This window comes from Thermoleptolyngbya sp. C42_A2020_037, from assembly GCF_015272455.1.
Taxonomy (GTDB): domain Bacteria; phylum Cyanobacteriota; class Cyanobacteriia; order Elainellales; family Elainellaceae; genus Thermoleptolyngbya.
The window spans coordinates 24,142-44,515 of record NZ_JACYLP010000037.1; the positions used below are offsets into that span (position 1 = coordinate 24,142).

General features: G+C 55.4%; 14 protein-coding genes. 8 read left to right on the forward strand and 6 right to left on the reverse strand.

Going from position 1 to position 20,374, the window contains the following annotated elements:
• Positions 1-179: 179 nt before the first annotated feature.
• Positions 180-1,490 (forward strand): FAD-binding oxidoreductase, encoded by a 1,311-nt coding sequence (locus IGS16_RS12210; RefSeq protein WP_297085791.1) that lies wholly within the window; start codon positions 180-182, stop codon positions 1,488-1,490.
• A gap of 12 nt (positions 1,491-1,502) precedes the next feature.
• Here the strand turns inward: IGS16_RS12210 and IGS16_RS12215 are convergent, their stop codons facing one another.
• Positions 1,503-3,710, reverse strand: a complete 2,208-nt coding sequence (locus IGS16_RS12215) for a CHASE2 domain-containing protein (protein WP_297085793.1) — start codon at positions 3,708-3,710, stop codon at positions 1,503-1,505.
• A gap of 607 nt (positions 3,711-4,317) precedes the next feature.
• Here IGS16_RS12215 and IGS16_RS12220 point away from each other — a divergent pair.
• Both IGS16_RS12220 and IGS16_RS12225 read left to right on the forward strand, forming a co-directional pair.
• Positions 4,318-6,990: a M1 family metallopeptidase gene (locus IGS16_RS12220; protein ID WP_297085795.1), complete on the forward strand. Its 2,673-nt coding sequence runs from the start codon at positions 4,318-4,320 to the stop codon at positions 6,988-6,990.
• A gap of 144 nt (positions 6,991-7,134) precedes the next feature.
• Positions 7,135-7,281: a hypothetical protein gene (locus IGS16_RS12225; RefSeq protein ID WP_297085796.1), complete on the forward strand. Its 147-nt coding sequence runs from the start codon at positions 7,135-7,137 to the stop codon at positions 7,279-7,281.
• 166 nt (positions 7,282-7,447) lie between these two features.
• Here IGS16_RS12225 and IGS16_RS12230 read toward each other — a convergent pair whose 3' ends face one another.
• The 3 genes from IGS16_RS12230 to IGS16_RS12240 all read right to left on the reverse strand — a co-directional run bounded on the left by IGS16_RS12230 (position 7,448) and on the right by IGS16_RS12240 (position 12,008).
• Complete coding sequence (locus IGS16_RS12230; protein ID WP_297085797.1) at positions 7,448-9,211, reverse strand: ribonuclease J; 1,764 nt, start codon at positions 9,209-9,211, stop codon at positions 7,448-7,450.
• 818 nt (positions 9,212-10,029) lie between these two features.
• Complete coding sequence (gene dapA, locus IGS16_RS12235) at positions 10,030-10,923, reverse strand: 4-hydroxy-tetrahydrodipicolinate synthase (RefSeq protein WP_297085799.1); 894 nt, start codon at positions 10,921-10,923, stop codon at positions 10,030-10,032.
• A gap of 32 nt (positions 10,924-10,955) precedes the next feature.
• Positions 10,956-12,008: an aspartate-semialdehyde dehydrogenase gene (locus IGS16_RS12240; protein WP_297085883.1), complete on the reverse strand. Its 1,053-nt coding sequence runs from the start codon at positions 12,006-12,008 to the stop codon at positions 10,956-10,958.
• A gap of 362 nt (positions 12,009-12,370) precedes the next feature.
• On the opposite strand from IGS16_RS12240, the gene tig reads away from it, so the two are divergent.
• From tig to IGS16_RS12260, 4 genes are all read left to right on the forward strand, one after another.
• Positions 12,371-14,059 carry a trigger factor gene (gene tig / locus IGS16_RS12245; RefSeq protein WP_297085801.1) on the forward strand — a complete coding sequence of 563 codons (1,689 nt, stop codon included), beginning with the start codon at positions 12,371-12,373 and terminating at the stop codon, positions 14,057-14,059.
• Between the two features lie 653 nt (positions 14,060-14,712).
• A complete protein-coding gene (gene clpP, locus IGS16_RS12250) occupies positions 14,713-15,420 on the forward strand; it encodes an ATP-dependent Clp endopeptidase proteolytic subunit ClpP (RefSeq protein WP_172354756.1) in 708 nt (235 codons plus the stop codon).
• A 9-nt stretch (positions 15,421-15,429) separates the two neighbouring features.
• Positions 15,430-16,776 (forward strand): ATP-dependent protease ATP-binding subunit ClpX, encoded by a 1,347-nt coding sequence (gene clpX, locus IGS16_RS12255; RefSeq protein WP_297085803.1) that lies wholly within the window; start codon positions 15,430-15,432, stop codon positions 16,774-16,776.
• 40 nt (positions 16,777-16,816) lie between these two features.
• The gene (locus tag IGS16_RS12260; RefSeq protein WP_297085805.1) at positions 16,817-17,689 is read left to right on the forward strand and encodes an alpha/beta hydrolase; all 873 of its coding nucleotides are present in this window, start codon (positions 16,817-16,819) and stop codon (positions 17,687-17,689) included.
• A gap of 22 nt (positions 17,690-17,711) precedes the next feature.
• Here IGS16_RS12260 and IGS16_RS12265 read toward each other — a convergent pair whose 3' ends face one another.
• The gene (locus tag IGS16_RS12265) at positions 17,712-18,554 is read right to left on the reverse strand and encodes an SWIM zinc finger family protein (RefSeq protein WP_068513183.1); all 843 of its coding nucleotides are present in this window, start codon (positions 18,552-18,554) and stop codon (positions 17,712-17,714) included.
• Positions 18,555-18,656: 102 nt separating this feature from the next.
• Between IGS16_RS12265 and IGS16_RS12270 the strand changes: the two genes are divergently transcribed.
• A complete protein-coding gene (locus IGS16_RS12270; protein WP_297085885.1) occupies positions 18,657-19,022 on the forward strand; it encodes a DUF760 domain-containing protein in 366 nt (121 codons plus the stop codon).
• Between the two features lie 34 nt (positions 19,023-19,056).
• On the opposite strand, the gene IGS16_RS12275 is transcribed toward IGS16_RS12270, so the two are convergent.
• Entirely contained in the window at positions 19,057-20,301 is a 1,245-nt protein-coding gene (locus IGS16_RS12275) for an HhoA/HhoB/HtrA family serine endopeptidase (RefSeq protein WP_297085808.1), read from the reverse strand.
• Positions 20,302-20,374 lie beyond the last annotated feature (73 nt).

Genomic DNA, 20,374 nt, shown 5'->3' on the forward strand with positions numbered 1-20,374 from the left:
GAATTACGCTCTCAGTCCTGGATGGCAAACCTGTAGACGCAATTCATGAGAAAAGGAGCGGGGTTAGAGTTGCCCTAAAAAACCAACGCTGCAAAAACGACCCCTCATGGGAGGATGGTCAGCGGGTCGTTTGCATGGCCTGATCATGAAGCATTTCCTGGATCTGTTACCTGGATTTTATGAGCAAATTTGTCCCCAGTCTCCAATCTCTGGTCGGCGCTGAGCAACTCTCGGTTTGGGAAACGGTCGCGCCAGCACTGAAGGCGCAACTGTCTCAGGCGATCGCCCCTGGTAGCATACCCGAATGCATTGTGGAGCCAGATTCGCCCGCCCAGCTTGCCGCTGTGGTGAAAGCATTGCACGCGCAAAAAGGGCGATCGCTCCCCTTCGGCGCGGGCACCAAGCTGCACTGGGGCGGCGTATCAGATAGCATACAGGTCGGCATCAGCACGGCCCGGATGAGCCAGCTCATCGACCACGCCGCCGGAGATCTCACCGTCACTGCACAGGCTGGAATGCGGCTGTCCGACTTGCAGGCGCACCTGGCGCAGCAAAATCAGTTTTTGCCACTCAACCCGTCTTACAGCGACGCAGCCACCCTCGGCGGCATCATCGCTACTGCCGACAGCGGCTCCCTGCGCCATCGCTACGGCGGCGTGCGAGATTTGCTAATCGGCGTGACCTTTGTGCGGGCGGATGGCGAAATCGCCAGGGCCGGCGGGCGCGTGGTCAAAAACGTGGCGGGCTATGACCTGATGAAGCTGTTTACCGGTTCCTGGGGCACGCTGGGCATCCTTACAGAAGTCACCTTTCGCGTCTATCCCTTGCCCGAAGCCTCGAAAACGCTGGTGCTGACCGGAGAACGAGAGGCGATCGCTCGCGTTGCCCAGGCGCTCCTCTCCTCAGCGCTTGCCCCAGTTGCGGTGGAACTGGTCGCCCCAGCCACGATGCAGCACCTGGGTCACACCGGGCTGGGACTGGTCGTGCAGTTTCAGGGACTCGCTGTTTCGCTGGATGCTCAGGCCGCGCAACTGCGACAGTTTGCCCAGGCGGCTGGCCTCGTCGAGTCCACCTACACTGACTCCGCCGAAGCGTCCCTATGGCAAAAATTGCAAGACCTGTGGGAGGCGATCGCCCCAGACCCTTACCTCACCTGCAAAATCGGAGTCTTACCCAACCAGGCCGCTGCAACCCTGGCAAAAATTGCCGACCAATTCCCCTCGCTAACCTCCGGCACGATTCATGCAGGCAGCGGACTGGGGCTGCTGCGGTTCGCCGACCCACCCAGCACCGGCCACCTGCTCGACCTGCGCCGCCTCTGTGAGGCTCAGGGCGGCTTCTTCTCCCTCCTGGCCGCCCCCGTTGACCTGAAACAGCAGATCGACGGGTGGGGCTATCCCGGCAACGCCCTTGGGCTGATGCGCGGCATTAAGCAGCAGTTCGATCCAGACAGGCTGCTGAGTCCGGGGCGGTTTGTCGGCGGTATTTGATTTCTCACAACCTTACGACGCTCTCTTCTCCACCTCTACAGGCAGCGCATACTGCCGCTTGCCAGCCTGTTTAGCCTGATACATAGCCAGGTCTGCTTGCTTGAGCAGGGTTTCGGGGTCGTCGCCGTGGGTGGGATAGAGGCTGATGCCAATGCTCGTGGTGACTGGAATTGACTCGCCTTCTAGCGCAAAGCTTTGGGATAGCGTATCGAGAATCTTTTCGGCAACGCGGGTCACGTCTTGCACATGGGGAATGGCCGGTAGCAGCACCACAAATTCGTCGCCGCCAAACCGGGCTACGGTGTCGCTATTTCGCAGGCAGCGAGAGAGGCGCTGAGCGACGGCTTTGAGCAGCAGATTGCCCATTGCGTGGCCGTAGGTGTCGTTGATGTGTTTGAAGCCATCCAGATCCAGGAACAGAACTGCCACAAGCTGGTCATGTTCTTGGGCCCAGAGGAGCGATTGTAAGAGGCGATCGCACAGTAGTTGGCGATTGGGCAATCCTGTCAGGCTATCGTGGTAAGCCAGATGTTGCAGGTGATATTGCGCCTGCTTTAGCTCGGCGTTGGAGCGCACCAATTCCGCAGCGGTGCGGCGCAGTTCCTCTTCCATCTGCTTGCGCTGGGTGATATCGCGAATTACACCCACCAGGAAGGTATTGCCCGCAGCGTCTTTGTGGAGCGATCGCTTCGTCGCTGTCAGATAATGCGCCCCGTCAGCGCTGGTAAATTCTTCCTCGCTCTCGCTGTCCATGCCCGTTTCAAATACCCGCTCATCGTGCTGCCGCAGGAAATTGGCCTGGTGGGGCGGAAAAATATCGTGGTCGGTTTTGTCGAGCAGCGTCTCAAGCGGATAGCCCACAAAGCGGCAGAAGGCCTCGTTTAGCACAATCCACCGCCCTTGGCGATCTTTGACAAACACCGGGTCGGGAATCGTGTGGATAACAGAACTGAGAAACTCTTTGGATTTTTTGAGTTCCTCTTTGAGGTAGGCAATGTAGCTGGTCATCACACTGCCAGACCCGACCAGCGCCAGCAGCGGCGGCACCAGCGGAATCCACCAGCCCTGAAGAAATGCAAGGTAGCAGCTGCCTAATAGAAGGCTGCTTGCGCCCAGTAAGGAAATGGCTAGCTTTGCCGGGTGGCGAAATCGCCAGCTCACTACCGCACCCACCAGCGACCAGCCCAAAATCCAGAGCCATTCCACTGGGGAGATCCAGACCTGCAAGGGCGATCGCCCATACAGCGCCGCATCCAGCAGTTGGCTGATGAAGTTGGCGTGGAGCGCTACTCCAGGAATACGCTGCACGGTGCCGTTCATTTCCCGGCTGTAGGAGTTGAAAAAGAAATCATTCAGGCTTTCGGCGGTGGAGCCAATCAAAACGATGCGATCGCGCATCAGCGCCGGATCGACCTCGCCATTTAGCACTTCAGTCAGCGACACCGTGCGGTAGCTAGAGCTGCGCGTGTTCGCCAGAATTTGATAACCGCCATCGTCTGCCCGCACATAGCCCCCATCGTTGCGCCCCAGCCGCCGCAACACCGACTGCCCCAACTTCACCTCGGCAGGATTGTCGGGCGCAGGCTGGGTGCTGATGCCCCAGTCTTGCAGATACAAAAGCGCCAGCTTCAGCGCAAAGCTGCGGCGCAGTTCACCGTTCACGCCCCAATACAAAATCACCCGCCGCACCCGGTTGTCGCTGTCGGTTACGACATTGTTAAACCCTACTTGCCCCGCTTGCTTTAGCAGTTTGGGCGGCTCTACACCCGGACTCGTCGAGTCAGCGATTTTCTCGATGCCGATGAGATTTGGCGTGGTGCGAAACACCGCCTTGAGTTCGTCGCCGCCTTCGCCAACCGAAAATTCGCGGTAGATGTCCAGCCCAATGGCGCGGGGCTGGTAAGACTGAATTTGCCGCAGCAGATTGGCCATGACTCGATCGGAAATGGGCCAGTCGCGCAGGTTTTGAATGTCGATGTCATTAATACCGACGATGACGATGCGCTCATCCACGGGATCGGCTGGACGCAGGCGAAAGGCGCGATCCAGCGCTGCCAGTTCCAAAAATTGCAGCCCACCCAGCCAGCGCAGCCCCAATACGCCACCTGCCACGGCGATCGCCGTCAGCCAGATACGCCGCTCTCGCCACAGCCGATGGCTGCCCCGCTGGAGGTTAGACAACGATTTTGACTTCAGACGGTTTGCTTGACGCAGCAACATTGCACTTAGATCAGCAGATGGGGCAGAATGCAGGCTGATTGCGGGGGATGCACCATTCCAGACTTTAAAGTGCCCTGCGATCCCCTGGAAATCGCCAGAATTTTGGTAAAAAATTTGTCAGCATTCGCAGAAAAATGTGAAGGAGTAATGAAGGGCGATCGCCCCCTTGACAAACGAACGGCGACATTCTGTGGCAAGAAACAATCTCATCACTGGTTTCCCGCGTTAATCTAAGCAATAGACTGGATTAAGCCTGCTGAGATGTGGGGTCAGGGCTAGCGCGTGGAAACCACTGACGCTGTGGGCTGCCAGCCTTTGCCGCTGGCGTTCGCCGATTTCCGTATCCACACTTACAGACTCCACGTCTGCGTAGGGTTGGTGTGCAGGCTCTGTCTTCCAGATTGGTTCTCAGGGCTGCGATCGCTCGTCTCGGTGGCAGAGCGTCAGCAGAGGGCTAGCAGAGGGCTGCAAGATGGAGCGATCCCAAGCGCTTCTGCTCCTCCCATTGCCGCCTCAGATGCCATCCCGATGGTCTGTCTCAAATTTGCCCTGTCCTTGCCCAGTCCTGATTCCCTCACACCCTCGTTGCATTTTCCAGGTTGATTGCATGTCTCAGTCCTTTCGCCGCACAGTCCATCAGTCTGTCTACCAATCTGTCTACGCTACCGCTCTAGATAATAATGGCTACCGCTCTTTCGAGTTGCCCGGTGCCCGACCCCACTACAACCCCGATCGCCCTGGTCAGGTCGAGCATATTGCGCTAGATCTGGATCTCGATCTCGCCCACCAGCGCTACAGCGGCACCTGCGCCATTCGGCTCAACCCAGTGCGAAACGGCATTGAGCGGCTGACGCTGGATGCGGTCAAGCTAGACATTCATTCCGTCAAAGCAGGCAAGCACAAGCTGCACTTTGATTACGATGGCGAACAACTCCAAGTCTCCCTCAAAGACTCCACTCGCTCCGGCAAACCCATCACGCTAGAAATCACCTACAGCAACGACCACCCCCAGCGTGGACTCTACTTCATCGCACCCGACCAGCACTACCCCCAAAAGCCTGTGCAGGTGTGGACTCAGGGCGAAGACGAAGACTCACGCTTCTGGTTTCCCTGTTTCGACTATCCGGGGCAACTCGCCACCAGCGAAATCCGCGTGCGTGTACCAAAACACCTGTTGGCAATTTCCAACGGCGAACTGCTGGAGACCATCGAGGATGGAGACCACAAGATCTACCACTGGTTCCAAAAGGAGGTGCATCCCACCTACCTGATGACGCTGGCGGTGGGTGACTTTGCCGAACTGCGCGACGAGTGGCACGGCAAACCCGTTACCTATTACGTCGAAAAAGGACGGGAGGACGATGCCCGCCGCAGCATGGGCAAAACGCCCCAAATGATCGAGTTCTTTAGCCAGACCTTTGGCTATGCCTACCCCTTTCCCAAATACGCCCAGGTCTGCGTCGATGACTTCATCTTTGGCGGCATGGAAAATACATCCACCACGCTGCTGACCGACCGCTGCCTGATCGACGAACGTGCCGCCCTAGACAACCGCAGCACCGAGGCGCTTGTGGCGCACGAACTGGCGCACCAGTGGTTTGGCGATTTGGTGGTGATTAAGCACTGGAGCCACGCCTGGATCAAAGAGGGCATGGCCTCCTATTCCGAAGTGCTGTGGACGGAGCATGAATACACCGCTGACGATGCCGCCTACTATCGGCTGAATGAGGCCCGCAGCTATATTTCTGAAGACAGCGGCCGCTATCGTCGTCCGATTGTGACCCACGTTTATCGGGAGGCGATCGAGCTATACGATCGCCACCTGTATGAAAAAGGCTCCTGCGTGTATCACATGATCCGCCGGGAGTTGGGCGACGAAGAATTCTTCGACGCGGTGCATACCTTTGTCAACGACAATGCCCACAAGACAGTGGAAACGGTTGACCTGCTGCGGGCGATCGAAAAGGCAACCGGGCGGAATTTGCAATTTTTGTTTGATCAATATGTCTATCGCGGCGGACATCCCGACTACAAGGTGTCCTATAGCTGGGATGGCGACAGCAAGCTGGCAAAGGTGACGGTGGTGCAAACCCAGGCAACCGACGGCGACACCGATCTTAGAAGTGACCTGTTTGACCTGAAAATTCCCATTGGCTTTGGCTATGCCAAAGAGGAAGAGGACAAAGGTAAGGACAAGGCGGCCAAACCCTTGGCGACGCTCAAAACCTTCACCGTGCGGATTCATGAGCGGGAACAGTCCTTCTATTTTCCGCTCGACGAAAAGCCGCAGTTCGTCAGCTTTGATGTCGGCAACCACGTTTTGAAAGAGGTGACGCTGGACTATGGCGTGGCAGAGCTAAAGGCGCAGTTGAAGCATGATCCTGACCCGGTTTCTCGGATCTATGCGGCGATCGCCCTTGCCAAAAAAGGCAATCTGGAAGCCGTGAAAGCCCTGGGTCACGCCTTGGCGCACGATCCGTTTTGGGGCGTGCGGGCAGAGGTGGCCGCAGAACTGGCTTCAATCAAGCTGGATCAATCGCTAGAGGCACTGCTAGAAGGGCTAAAGGATGCCGATGCGCGAGTGCGACGGTCGGTCGTCGAAGCGCTAGCCCAGATAAAAACCCAGGAGAGCTATAAGGCAATTAAAACCGTAGCCGAAAAGGGCGACCCCAGCTACTACGTAGAGGCCGCAGCGTTGCGATCGCTCGGCACGGTGGCTGCCAGCCCGCTCAACGGCAAGTCAAAAGAAGAAAAGGTCATCAAGCTGTTTCGAGAGGTGCTGGACACCCGCGCTGGGTGGAACGAAACGGTTCGCAGTGGGGCAATCGGCGGCTTGAGCAAGCTGAAAGAATCGGCAGCGGCGCTGGAGCTAATTTTGGACTACACGGCGATGGGCACACCCCAGGCGCTCCGACTGGCCGCAATTCGGGCGCTGGGGCAGGTATCCCTTGGGCAAGAAAAGCCCCAGGTCGAGCGCATTCTCGATCGGCTGCGGGAGTTATCGGATGAGTCGTTCTTTTTGACTCAGGTGTCCGTAGTCATGGCCCTGGGACAGATGCAAACCACCCGCGCCGCCACAGTGCTGCAATCACTGGCAGACCGCACCCCCGATGGTCGCGTCCGCCGCATGGCCGAAGAAGCGGTGCAGCGGGTGATGAAAAATGCGGGTCAGGATCAGGCTGTCAAGAAACTTCAACAAGAGCTGGATCAGCTCAAGAAGGACAACCAAACGCTCAAGAGCCGTTTGGAAAGTTTGGAGGCAAAGGCGGCGAAGGGATAGTCTCGGTTTTCACTCTGAAGCCACTGTCCGGAGTTTCAAAAGTATGGGGTTTTCCCCTGCTTCCACCTGCAAAATTGGCTGCCTATAATGGCGTTTATCTAGGTTTAGAGTCCCACCTAAATAAGCCTTCTGGGGTGCGTCGTTATGGAGAACCAGAACCCACCGTTTGCACAGCCTGCTACATTGATTGAGCCGTCGGGCGATCGCCCAAAAAGCCTGAAAACCAACCCGTTCACAACCTACCGCGATCCACAGACGGGTCGCTGGATCGTCGTTAAACCCACTGGCTAGAGCGCTCAAGATTTTTGAGTTGAGCGCATCTGCCTAAGTCACTGGGGTCGATCTCTGTCAAGCAAAAGAGGGACACAGTTGATAGGCTGTGTCCCTCTTCGTCTTGCTTGATCTATGAACTTATCGAACTGATCCGCCGTCTAGTCGCTTGTCGTCTAAGAAGCCACTAAGAAGCCACCTTTTCTGCCTCTAGCCGGCGAGTGCCGTTGGACACCGAAACGGGCTTAATTGGCGTTTGCATTAAAAACACCAGTAGCGGACTCCGTTGAAACTCGCGGCGCAACTGTCGGCGCAGTTCGGCTTCCAGTGTCGCCTGTAGCTTCGTCCAATCCACGTCAATTTCTCCGTCGCCAAAATTGTGAGTCACCTCTTTCCAGCGATCGCTCAGCACGGTTTCCAGGGTTTCCACCACAGAGCGCTCCAGTCGAGATTTCTCGACGGAGGTCACCACCCCCCGCAAGTGGATTGCAGGCACAGACACCAGCTCGCCATTCCAGCCAATTGTCGCGGCGATGGTCACCACGCCATCTTCCGCAAGCTGCTGCCGCTCCTTCAGCACGCGCTGATGCACCACACCAGAGCGTGAAGAATCCACCAGTTCGACTCCCGACGGCACTTTACCTGCTACTCGAATGCTGTCCTGGGTCAATTCCACCACGTCCCCATTGTCAATAATCACCATATTCTCGGCGGGAATGCCCATGCTCTGAGCGGTTTCCGCGTGCTTGACGAGCATTCGATGTTCGCCATGAACGGGCAGGAAGAATTTCGGTCGGGTCAGCGCCAGCATGAGCTTCTGGTCTTCCTGTGCGCCGTGTCCCGAAACGTGGATGCCCTTGTCACGGCCATAAATCACGTTTGCCCCCTGCATCATCAGCTTGTCAATCGTGTTGACGACAGCGATGGTGTTGCCAGGAATCGGGTTCGCCGAAAAGATCACCGTATCCCCTTTTCGGATCTGGATCTGCTTGTGCTCCCGATTAGCAATCCGGGTCATCGCAGCCATCGGCTCACCTTGGGAACCCGTACTCAAAATCAGCACGTTCTCATCGGGCATTTTGTTGGCCATATTGAGCGGCACAAACAAATCGTCCTCACACTTGATATAGCCCAGTTTTCGGGCGTGGGCAATGACGTTGAGCATCGAGCGTCCCAGCACCGACACGACGCGCCCGTGCTTTTTCGCCAATTCCAAAATCATGTTGACCCGATGCACCGACGAAGCAAAGGTGGTGACAATCAGCCGTCCCTTTGCCTGACTAAAGTGGCGATCGAGATTAGGAAAAACGGAGCGCTCAGATGGCGTGTGTCCGGGTACTTCTGAGTTGGTCGAGTCGCTAATGAGGCACAGGACACCCTTCTCGCCATGCTCTGCAAGACGCTGAATATCGAAGTATTCGCCATCCACAGGCGTATGGTCAAATTTGAAATCTCCGGTATGAATCACAACGCCCAAGGGGGTGTGAATTGCCACGCTGAAACTATCCGCAATGGAGTGGGTATTGCGGATATACTCTACCAGGAAATATTTGCCAATCCGCACCATTTCACGGGGGCGAACGGTGCGTAGTTCCGTGCGATCGGCAACCCCTGCTTCTTCCAGCTTGTCTTCTAGCAGTGCCATTGCCAGACGTGGCCCGTACATTACCGGAATGTCAAACTGCTTGAGATGAAAGGGAATGCCGCCGATGTGATCTTCGTGTCCATGCGTGACAATCATGCCCTTGATTTTCTGGCGATTTTCGCGCAGGTAAGTGGTGTCAGGTAGCACGATATTTACGCCGTGCATCCCGTCTGTGGGAAACGCTAGACCCGCATCTAGCAGCACAATTTCATCGGCATACTCAAACACACAGGTGTTTTTACCAATTTCATGAAGCCCTCCCAAAGGAATAATTTTGAGGGCGGAGTTTTGGTCGTTTTGACTCATGTAGGTCCTTGATCTAGATTTGGATTTGAAACTTTGAAAAGTTGACGAAAGAGCAGCAGCAGTCAATGTATTTGTCTTTGGTGTGTCCCTTTTTTGAGGGGTTCCTTAAGTTCTGAGATTTTCTGAAACCAAAAGTGAGGCTGCGCTTGGGCGATCGCACGTCACTGAACGGGCGCTTTAGCCTTTTTCAAGAAGGGCAAAAAGGTGGGTAGAAATATCGAAAAGATTGGAACATTTCGAGGCTAGAGGCATTTTCTTTTTCGACTGGAGCTTTTATCAAAGTAGCTTTTAATGATCGTTTCAATGCGGTTTCTTGACTTAATCTTTAACCTGAATAGCTGAAGCGAGAAAATCTAATTTGAGATAGCAAAAGGCACTAGTGGGGGCACCTAATAAGCCTGCAAGCTATCAATAGAGAGCCTTGTTAGGGCTTCTCCTGAAAGAGATTAATTTCAGCAGCTATAGCCTGATGTTAGAGGCATGGGACAATCCTCAGCTTGTGAGACTGTAAAGCTCTTACTAATCGATATTCAGTTTTCAAGAAATCTGAGGAAAATGGCTTGGGCGATCGCCCACAAGTCAAGGCTGACTAGGTGCGGTTGCAAGGGTTAATCGGACTATCAATCAATGGCAGAATCCTGCTGCAAGTTCTGTCTCAGTTTCCTAGCCCCACATCTCTACTTAAGCCTAGATTCGTCCTTAAACCCTTTGCCTAGGTGCCGCCCTGTAATAAGAATCTGCGATTAGTCGGGCAATGCCAATTCGCTACTATCAACTGTCTCGACTATCACTCGCCTACAACCCACTTCTCGCAATGGTTATGCTTTTGGAACTAGATGCAAGTCTGCCATCACTTGGCTCAGCAAAAACTCCGTTGCTTTTAGGTCATCCGCCAATGGTAACCGAGCATCGCCAACTTCCCAACCCTGGAGCCTGAGTGCAGCCTTGATTGGAATTGGGTTCGTAGTCACAAACAGCGCCTTAAACAGTGGGAAGAGCTTGAGATGAATCTGGATTGCGTGCTGAACCTGCCCCTGCTCGTAGAATTGAATCATCTCTTGAAGACTCAGACCCACCAGATGGCTGGCAACACTCACTACGCCCTGCGCCCCTATTGCCAGCATAGGCAACGTCAGAGAGTCATCGCCAGCGTAAATACCGAAGGACATCGGAGTGGAACGCCGAATCTGGCTCACTTGGTCAAGATTACCACTGGCTTCCTTGACTGCGACCACGTTGGGCAGTTCGGAAAGCCGAATAATGGTTTCCGCAGTGAGGTTTTGCCCTGTCCGTCCCGGAATGTTGTACAACATGATTGCCAAGTCAGGGCAGGCCTCGGCGATCGCCCGAAAGTGTTGATATAACCCTTCCTGGGGCGGCTTGTTGTAGTACGGGACGACCTGAAGCGATCCATCCAAACCGAGCTTTTCAGCTTTTCGAGTCGCGGCGATCGCCTCTTTGGTAGAGTTCGATCCGGTTCCCGCTAATATCTTAGCGCGTCCAGCCGCCGCTTTCTGCACGACTTGAAACAGTTGATACTCTTCATCCCAGCTTAATGTTGGCGATTCGCCCGTGGTGCCGCACACAACCAGCCCATCGCTGCCGTGGGTGACGAGGTAATCAGTCAGGGCTTCGGCGGCGGCATAGTCTACCTCGTCATCCGAGGTAAAGGGGGTCACCATGGCCGTAATGACTCGTCCAAACATGGTCATAATCGGGTGTCTAGCTCCAGGATTCAGAAATGCTAGCTCTGTGGCGTGGCGATCGCCCGTTCCGCCGGACGCAGCCAGTTTTTCTCAATCAGCAACTCGGCAATTTGCACCGCATTGAGCGCCGCTCCTTTGCGGATCTGGTCGCCACAGATCCAGAGTTCTAGCCCGTTGGGATGGGAAATATCCTGACGGATGCGTCCGACCAGCACCTCATCTCGCCCAGTTGCGTCCATCGGCATCGGGAAATAGTTTGCCTGCCAGTCTTCCACCAGCTTCACGCCAGGAGCCTGGGATAGAATTTCTCGTGCCTGATCGGGGCTGAAAGGTGCGGCAAACTCTAAGTTGATTGCTTCGGAATGGGCCCGCAAGACCGGCACTCGCACGCAGGTCGCAGAAATCCGCAACCCTGGCTCTGAAAAGATCTTGCGGGTTTCGTTTACCATTTTCATTTCCTCCTCGCAGTACCCGTTTTGGGTCATGGGCGAGTTGTGAGGAAACAGATTAAACGCCAGCGGATAGGGCAAAACTTCTGGCACAGGCGCTTTGCCGTCTAAAATGGCCTGGCTCTGAAGCCGCACCTCTTCCATCGCCCGCGCTCCGGCTCCACTGGCGGATTGGTAGGTCGCCGCTATGATGCGCTGGACGGGCTGCACACGATGCAGTGGGTAGACCGCCACATTCATCAAGATGGTCGTGCAGTTGGGATTGGCAATGATGCCAGAATGCTCGGCCGCAGCACCGGGGTTGACCTCTGGTACCACAAGGGGAACCGTTGGGTGCATCCGAAAGGCGCTGGAGTTGTCGATCATCACTGCGCCAGCAGCCACAATCCGATCTGCCCAAGCTTTGGAGGTGGAGCCGCCGGCCGAGGCCAGCACGATGTCGATATTGTCGAACGCGCGATCGCCCACCGCTTCTACAATCAGAGGCTCTCCCTGAAACGTGAGCGTCTGCCCAGCCGAACGGGGAGATGCCAGCAGCTTCAAATCAGCCAGCGGAAAGCGGCGCTCCTCTAGCAGGCTCAGCAGTTCTGTTCCGACGGCTCCTGTCGCCCCCAAAATGGCAACTCGATAGGATTGCGACAAACTCATTTCCTCCAGTCTTCGGTCGTGTAAACCATCTCAAAAAGCGCACCTGGTTCAGTGAGTGCAATTGCTCAGTTCGTGCAAATTAGAAGATTCACTGTTGAGTATGCCTTAAGCCAATGCCCTAGCGATAGACGCTTATAGAATTTCAAGACAATTCACAGCAAGAAAAGCAACCATTTTAACCTAATCTGCTTTTTCAGCTTGCTCAAGACAAGGCACTCCAGCATGACCTGAGAGACTGGTGTGAATGTCAAGGGGGTGTCAACAGCAAGATGCAGATTGAGACAGAATCCGCTACGATAGCTAATTGCGACGATGCCGAACGGGCTGCTCTGAACAACGCTGCGAGAAATTATCGAATGAAAGTTACCCAGGAAAAACTCCCGGCCAGTCGGCTTGGGCTAGAAATTGAAATTCCCTCCGAGTCTACTTCGCAGGCCTACGAAAAGACCCTGCAACAGCTGATCCGCAATGCCAATATTCCTGGGTTCCGCAAGGGGAAAGTGCCGCGTCAGGTTGTTTTGCAGCGCTATGGCAGCCGCAGCATCAAGGCGACTGCCATCGATGAGCTGATTGAAGATGCGCTTCGTCAGGTGATTGAGCAAGAGAAAATCGATGCATTGGGAAATGCTGAGCTGCGATCGCCCATCGAAGACCTGGTAGAGCAATATGAACCGGGTCAACCGCTGACGGTTTCGCTGGCAATTGACGTTGCACCAACCGCAAAGCTAGAGAATTACAAAGGGCTAACGACTCAAGCCGAAGAAATCCTCTACAAACCGGAAAAAGTTGACGAGGTTCTTGAAAGCTATCGAGAGCGATCGGCAACGCGAGTGCCTGTCGAAGGTCGTCCGGCCCAAGCGCAAGACATCGCCGTGATTGACTTTACAGGTCAACTTGTGGGCGATGAGCCTAAGGAGATTCCAGGCGGCAGCGCTACCGATTTTGAATTAGAACTGTCTGAAGGACGCTTCATTCCTGGATTTGTGGAAGGCATCATCGGAATGTCGGTCGGAGAGACCAAGGAAATCGAGACGACGTTTCCTGAAGACTATTCGCAGGCAGAACTGTCTGGCCAGCCTGCGGTGTTTACAGTGACGCTGAAGGACTTGAAAGAAAAGGAACTGCCGGAACTAGATGACGATTTCGCGCAGGACATCAGCGAGTTTGAGACCTTGGCGGAACTGCGGGAGTCGCTGGAAAAGCGCTTCCAGGACGAGGCCAATGACAAAACCAAGGCAAACAAACAAGAAGCATTGCTCGAAGCGCTGGTTGCCAATCTAGAGGTTGAATTACCAGAAACCCTGATTCGCCGCGAGGTGGATCACATGATTACCCAGACCGCAATGCGCTTCAGCGAACAGGGCATGGACATTAAGCAAATGTTTACACCCGAAGTGGTAAACATGATGCGACAGCGATCCCGCCCTGAGGCGATCGCCCGTCTCCGGCGCACGATGGCCCTGGGCGAGGTAGCCAAGCAAGAGTCCATCACAGTAGACGCTGCTGAAGTCGAAGCAAAAGTTGAAGAAATCTTAAAGGATCTGGACGGACAGTCTATCGACCGCGATCGCCTGCGGGAAGTAATTGAGGAAGACCTGATTCGCGACAAAATCTTTGAGTTTTTGGAAGCCAATTGCACCGTGGAACTGGTTCCTGAAGGAACGCTGGTGAAAGAAGAATCAGTGGAAATGGAACCCACGCAAGACGACGCAACCGACACAGCCACTCCATCTAGCACAGAGGATGCTGTAGATGTTGGCGCTAAAGCCGAACCCGCCCTGGCAGACGAACCCGCTAGCACAGAGGCAGCGGTAGAAGTCGTGGCAGAAGTCGTGGCAGAAGTCGTGGCAGAAGTTGATGCTCCCGCTACACCCGCCGAGAAGACGGCCAAATCGCCTCGCTCAAAATCAGCCAAGTCGGCAGCAGAATCCCCAGAAAGTGCTGAATCAGAGGCGATCGCCGAGGTTGAAGTGACGGAGGAAGCAGCCGCCAAGCCCGCTGCCCGCAAGCGAAGCACTCCCAAGTCAAAAAAAGATGAGGGTTGATTGAGCAATACTAAGCATTGTGTCGATTTCTCGCTTTAGTCGCCGTTGAGTTTCAGCTTCATGCGGTTTTGAGGATTTCGGCACTTTTACAGAAAGTAACAGTCCCCATCCATAACGCCCCTAAATCTATAGATCCTCTGGAGATTGCCTACCCGTCTCCTGCGACTTAGGGCATAATGACGGGTATGTTACTCCCAATCTATGCGCTGCCAGGTTTAGCGTGTTTTTGTTGAGTTTAGCAAGGGCTATATCGCTGAAATCTATGGGTTCAATTTCTCAAAAGCTTGGGTGAATTTGACTCTTGATTTGACTCTTGAATAGCGTCTCAGGGTAAGTGTTCCTTGGCGGCACGCCTCTGGTCATTAGAACCTAAACGCAACGGTTAGCAGAGACAACGGGAGAAATTGATGGATGAAGCGACTATCCCTAGACTGATTCCGGGACAACACTGATCAAGCAGCTTTATGCGGTCAACCGTCGTCATTGGTGGCTACCCTGAATTAGAAGCTCAACAGCCTCTTCTTAACCTCTACCCTGTACCGCATAGCCCGCCCGTCCTGACTCAGCCCGCTTTGCAGAAGCCTCCTCAGACGCTCATTCTTTCCTAACCTTCTGGAATTCAAAAGTTCTTTTAAGTCGCTGAATGGTTTTGTATGGTTCTGCCTCATTTTTCTAGATCCGACGCTAGCAGCAATCTCGTTGGGGCTGTTTCGTCTCTGTCCCCACACCCCCTTGACGTGGTGAACACCATTCCGATGGTGGTTGAGCAGTCTGGTCGGGGTGAACGAGCGTTTGACCTCTATTCCCGGCTGCTTCGAGAGCGAATCATTTTTTTGGGCACTCCTATTGATGACAACGTTGCAGATTTGCTAGTTGCCCAGCTTCTTTTTCTAGATGCCGAAGATCCCGAAAAAGATGTGCAAATTTACATCAACTCCCCGGGTGGCTCAGTCACAGCAGGCATGGCCATCTACGACACGATGAAGCAAATTCGCCCCGATGTTGTTACGATTTGCTACGGTTTGGCCGCTAGCATGGGCGCGTTTCTGCTGTCGGGAGGCACCAAGGGCAAGCGTCTATCCCTGCCCAGTTCCCGGATCATGATTCATCAACCGCTGGGAGGTGCCCAGGGGCAAGCTGTGGATATTGAGATCCAGGCGAGAGAAATTTTGTATCATAAGCGAACGCTGAACGAGTTATTGGCACAGCATACGGGGCAGCCTCTTGAACGCATAGAAGCGGACACAGAGCGCGACTTCTTTATGTCTGCTGAAGAAGCGAAGGCCTACGGGTTAATTGATCAGGTTGTTTCTCGGCCGGGCATATCCGATGCTAGAGAGACCCTCTCCGCAGTGAATTAAGAGGCGACCATGTCAAAATACGACTCTCATCTGAAATGTTCGTTTTGTGGTAAGTCGCAAGAGCAAGTTCGCAAGCTCATCGCTGGCCCAGGGGTCTACATTTGCGATGAGTGCGTGGACTTGTGCAACGAAATCTTGGATGAGGAGCTGTTTGACTCTAGTTCCACCGTGCCCCAACCCTCGCCCCGCCGAGAGCAGCAGCCTGAAAAGCGGGCCGCCCGTGCGCCACGCCTCTCTCTCAACCAAATTCCCAAACCCCGCGAGATTAAGAAGCACCTGGATGAGCATGTCATTGGCCAGGACGAAGCCAAGAAGATCCTCTCGGTTGCGGTGTACAACCACTACAAGCGCCTCAGCTTTGTGCAGAGTAAGGCTGCTAACGGTGGGAAGGCAGACGATGCCGTTGAGCTGCAAAAGTCCAATATTTTGTTGATTGGCCCGACGGGCTGTGGCAAGACACTGCTGGCTCAAACCCTAGCGGAGATGCTGGACGTGCCCTTTGCGGTAGCTGATGCAACGACTTTGACCGAAGCAGGGTATGTCGGCGAAGATGTAGAGAATATCCTGCTGCGGCTGTTGCAGGTTGCAGATCTGGACGTAGAAGAGGCACAGCGTGGAATTATCTACATCGACGAAATTGATAAAATTGCTCGCAAGAGTGAAAATCCCTCGATTACGCGGGATGTGTCGGGTGAGGGCGTGCAGCAAGCCTTGCTGAAGATGCTGGAGGGGACGGTTGCCAATGTTCCTCCCCAGGGCGGGCGGAAGCATCCCTATCAGGACTGCATCCAGATAGACACGAGTAACATTCTATTCATCTGCGGCGGCGCGTTCGTGGGTCTGGAAAAGGCAGTAGAGCAGCGGATCGGGAAGAAGTCGATGGGCTTTGTGCAGCCGGGAGACGCGCAGCAGTCCAAAGACAAGCGCACGGCGGATGTGCTGAAGCATTTGGAGCCGGATGACCTGGTTAAGTTTGGGCTGATTCCGGAGTTTATCGGGCGCGTTCCGGTGATGGCGGTGGTGAACCCGCTGGACGAAGACGCGCTGGCTGCGATTTTGACGGAACCCCGCAGCGCTCTGGTGAAGCAGTACCAGAAGCTGATGAAGATGGACAACGTGCAGCTTGAGTTTAAGCCAGACGCGATTCGGGCGATCGCCAAGGAAGCCTACCGCCGCAAGACCGGGGCCCGCGCCCTCCGCAGCATTGTGGAAGAACTGATGCTGGACGTGATGTACGAGTTGCCGTCGCGCAAGGACGTGACGCGCTGCGCCATCACTCGCGAGATGGTCGAAAAGCGCTCGACCGCAGAGTTGCTGCTGCACCCATCTTCCCTACCCAAGCCCGAGTCTGCATAGATTTTTCAGGTTAAGGGGTTGCGAGGTCAGAATTTACCCGATGCCTTACTGCTCGATTCGCGGTGTTGATCACTATTACGAATGGGTTTGTGAATCCGGCTCAGCGCCGTCTGGAAGCAGGCCCGTGCTGGTGTTTTTGCATGGCTGGGCGGGGTCGGCCCGCTATTGGGAATCGACGGCTCGGCGGCTGGTGTCGCAATATGACTGTTTGCTGTACGATCTGCGGGGATTTGGGCGATCGCACTTGCCCCGCCCCATGCCAGAAGATGTAGCCGCCATCGGCTATGAGCTAGAAACCTATGCAGACGACCTAGCGCTGCTGCTCGACGAGTTCGGACTGGAGCGGGTGACGCTAAACGCCCATTCCACCGGAGCATCGATCGCCGTTTTTTTCTTGAACCAATACGCCGAGCGGGTTGATCGCGCCATTTTGACGTGCAGCGGCATTTTTGAATATAACCAGCAGGCGTTTGAAGCCTTCTACCGCTTTGGCAAGTACGTGGTGGATTTTCGCCCCGGCTGGCTGCGGCATATCCCGCTGGTAGACCAACTGTTTATGGCGAGGTTTTTGCGCCGCCCTATCTCGGCGGGCGATCGCCGGGCGTTTCTGGCCGACTATCTCGATGCCGACTACGAAGCTGCCCTGGGCACAATCTACACTGCCGTCAGCAAAAAGGCTGTGGACGTGATGCCGCAGGAATTTGCCCGCCTCACGGTTCCTACGCTGCTAATTTCCGGCGAATACGACCAGATTATCCCTGCCTCGATGGGGCAGCAGGCTGCCAGCCTGAGCGATCGCATCACCCACCGCATCATCGCCGAGACAGGACACTTCCCCATGCTGGAAGATGCAGAAGCCTATATGGAAACCATCGAGGCATTCCTGAACCAGACGCTCGAACCCGTTGCTTAGCGTTGTGTCTCGGCTTGCAGACTTAACTCTCTTCTGGCTGGGTTCCGGCCGTCATCGCAGACAGCACGGCCTGCTGCGCCACCTGGCTATAGAGGCTGCGGAGATACTCATTCACCGCATGGGCAGAAACCGACCCCGACGTGCCGCCATCAGAACGTAGCGGCATCTGCCCCAGCAGATCGAGGACAGTTTCAGAACTAGGCGGCGGCGCGATGACCACCAGCGATGGCTCTAGCTGATGATCATACTGCCAGAAGGTTTGCAGGGCGATCGCCGAAGATGTAACCACTGGTGGACTGGGCGTTTCTTCTGGCGGTGGCACATCGGGACTGGCGCTACGAAGCCGACGCAGTTCGCTGATAATCTGCTCCTTGGTGCGTCCCCGCAGTTGAAACAGCACAAAGGGATCTTCACTGAAGCGATCGCCCAACACGTAATACACCGCCCCAATGTGCTTGCAGGGATTCGCCGGGTCCGGGCAAGAACAGCGGCTGTGGATATCAAACTTGGTAAACGGGAACAGGCTCAGCCCATTAGCCGTGAAAACTTCTTCAATATTCTGCGGCATCTCGCCCGCCAGCAGCTTGGCAGAAAAAATCGCCTGCTGAGACAGCGATTCAATCACATACTGCCACTGCTCATCATCAAACGGATCGAGGGACAGCGTGACTTTGTATGGCTCTGGCGCAGTGCCCTGAACTCGCGCATGAACCTTCGCGCCGCGAAATTCAATGGATAACACATGGCCTTCGCGAGCATAGTTACGGGCGCGGGCCAGGCGGCGCACCCAGCCAAATGACTCCAGCACATCAATCCAGCGCTGGGCCCACCATTCCCGACTTGGCTGCGCGTCATACTGAGTCATGGTCTAATGTAAGTTCCGTAATTTCCCTTAAGGAGCATTGTCACAGGCGCAAATATAAATGTAACAATAGGATTCAATCTTATCGTGACTTCCTGGGTTCCTATGAACTTTGACCCCGACAGCACCGAACTGTTTGGCAGTAGCGCCGAAGAGATGCAAGCCAACGAACTGTTGAAGTATCTCCAGCACCAGTCGCCAGAGGTGCTGGCGCGAGTGGCCCGGTCTGTCAGCCCAGAAATCAAAGACATCATTTCGCAAAACGTGCAGGGGCTTGTCGGGATGTTGCCCTCAGAGACCTTCACGATGCAAATCACAACTGATCGCGACAATCTGGCGGGGCTGCTCGCCTCTGCCATGATGACAGGATATTTCCTGCGGCGCATGGAGCAACGCATGGAGCTAGAAGTCAGCGTGGCTGATGCGTTTGGCTCGTTTCGCGATAGCGGCGATGAGTCGTCCGGCAGCTAGCATTTGGTGTTGCTCAGTGGGTTGAATCTGGGGGTTAATTCTGCCGATTCTGCGATCGCGGCAGGGTTGTGGGTCGCACGCCAATTTCCAAAACCTCACCCTCCCGGTTAATTTCTAGCGCCAACAGATCGCCGATTTTGCTACCATCCACCTGCTCCTGCACGTCGGATGCAGTGTTAACAGGAACGCCACCCACTTTCAGAATCACGTCTCCGGGCTGAAGTCCAGCCGTGGCAGCGGGAGTATTTTCCAATACCTGGAGAATGAGAACGCCCCGATCGACCGCGAGCTTTGACGGATCGAAGGGCGGGTCTTCGACGTTTTGCTGCAATTCTTCCTTGAGCGCCGGGGTGAGGTTGGTCATTTGAATGCCCAAAAACGGATGCGCGACCTGTCCCGTGGCAAAAAGCTGGTCGGCAATTCGCTTTACGGTTTCGATCGGGATGGCGAAACCCAGCCCCTGCGCGTTGGCGCGAATGGCCGTGTTCATACCAATGACCTCGCCTTGGTCGTTGAGCAGCGGGCCGCCGGAATTGCCGGGATTAATCGCTGCGTCGGTTTGGATGAAACGAACCCGCCGATCGGGGCTACCGACTTCGGAACTGGAGCGTCCCGTAGCGCTGATGATGCCCGCCGTCACCGTGTTGTCCAGTCCCAAAGGATTGCCGATGGCGATCGCCCATTGTCCCGGAACCAAGTTGGTCGAGCCGCCCAGCGTCACAGTTGGCAAATCGGTCGCATCGATGGCGATCGCCGCCACATCCGTCACCGGGTCTGCCCCCACCACCCGTCCCTCAAACTCGCGCCCGTCCCTCAGCGTCACACGCACCGTGTCGGCCCCCTCCACCACATGGGCATTGGTAATAATTTGCCCATTGGCCGAAATCACAAAGCCAGACCCCGTTCCCCGCCGCAGTCGCTCCGGAGCGCTCGGGCCCTCTTCGCCAAAAAATCGACGAAAGAAGGGACTGGCTCCTGGCGGAACCCGGCTCACTGTGCGGGATGCATCAATCCGCACCACGGCCGGGCCAACGCGCTCTGCGGCGGCCGCAATGAAGTTATAGGGCTGGGCACTTGGAACACTCGGCGGCGCAGGCGGCGATTCATTCGCCACAGGGGCCAGGGACGGCGGCGCAGCAGCGGGACTGGGATTGGGCAAAGGCTGAGGGGTGCGGACGGGGCTGAACGACTGCCAAGTCGCGTGTCCGGCCATGCCCAGACTCACACCCATCACCAGCACGGCGGCATACGTGCCCCAAGATTTCAAAAATTTAACCATGAGACGGAATTGAGAAGCAGTGACGAGGGAATCGGGCGGGCAGAGATTTAGGCGGAATGCTGTGGGGCGACTG

Bases quoted from the DNA above. Each gene is read 5' to 3' on its own strand.
- IGS16_RS12210 (WP_297085791.1), top strand. From the start codon at position 180: ATGAGCAAATTTGTCCCCAGTCTCCAATCTCTGGTCGGCGCTGAGCAA.
- IGS16_RS12215 (WP_297085793.1), bottom strand. From the start codon at position 3,710: ATGTTGCTGCGTCAAGCAAACCGTCTGAAGTCAAAATCGTTGTCTAAC.
- IGS16_RS12220 (WP_297085795.1), top strand. From the start codon at position 4,318: ATGTCTCAGTCCTTTCGCCGCACAGTCCATCAGTCTGTCTACCAATCT.
- IGS16_RS12225 (WP_297085796.1), top strand. From the start codon at position 7,135: ATGGAGAACCAGAACCCACCGTTTGCACAGCCTGCTACATTGATTGAG.
- IGS16_RS12230 (WP_297085797.1), bottom strand. From the start codon at position 9,211: ATGAGTCAAAACGACCAAAACTCCGCCCTCAAAATTATTCCTTTGGGA.
- dapA (WP_297085799.1), bottom strand. From the start codon at position 10,923: ATGACCATGTTTGGACGAGTCATTACGGCCATGGTGACCCCCTTTACC.
- tig (WP_297085801.1), top strand. From the start codon at position 12,371: ATGAAAGTTACCCAGGAAAAACTCCCGGCCAGTCGGCTTGGGCTAGAA.
- clpP (WP_172354756.1), top strand. From the start codon at position 14,713: ATGGTTCTGCCTCATTTTTCTAGATCCGACGCTAGCAGCAATCTCGTT.
- clpX (WP_297085803.1), top strand. From the start codon at position 15,430: ATGTCAAAATACGACTCTCATCTGAAATGTTCGTTTTGTGGTAAGTCG.
- IGS16_RS12260 (WP_297085805.1), top strand. From the start codon at position 16,817: ATGCCTTACTGCTCGATTCGCGGTGTTGATCACTATTACGAATGGGTT.
- IGS16_RS12265 (WP_068513183.1), bottom strand. From the start codon at position 18,554: ATGACTCAGTATGACGCGCAGCCAAGTCGGGAATGGTGGGCCCAGCGC.
- IGS16_RS12270 (WP_297085885.1), top strand. From the start codon at position 18,657: ATGAACTTTGACCCCGACAGCACCGAACTGTTTGGCAGTAGCGCCGAA.
- IGS16_RS12275 (WP_297085808.1), bottom strand. From the start codon at position 20,301: ATGGTTAAATTTTTGAAATCTTGGGGCACGTATGCCGCCGTGCTGGTG.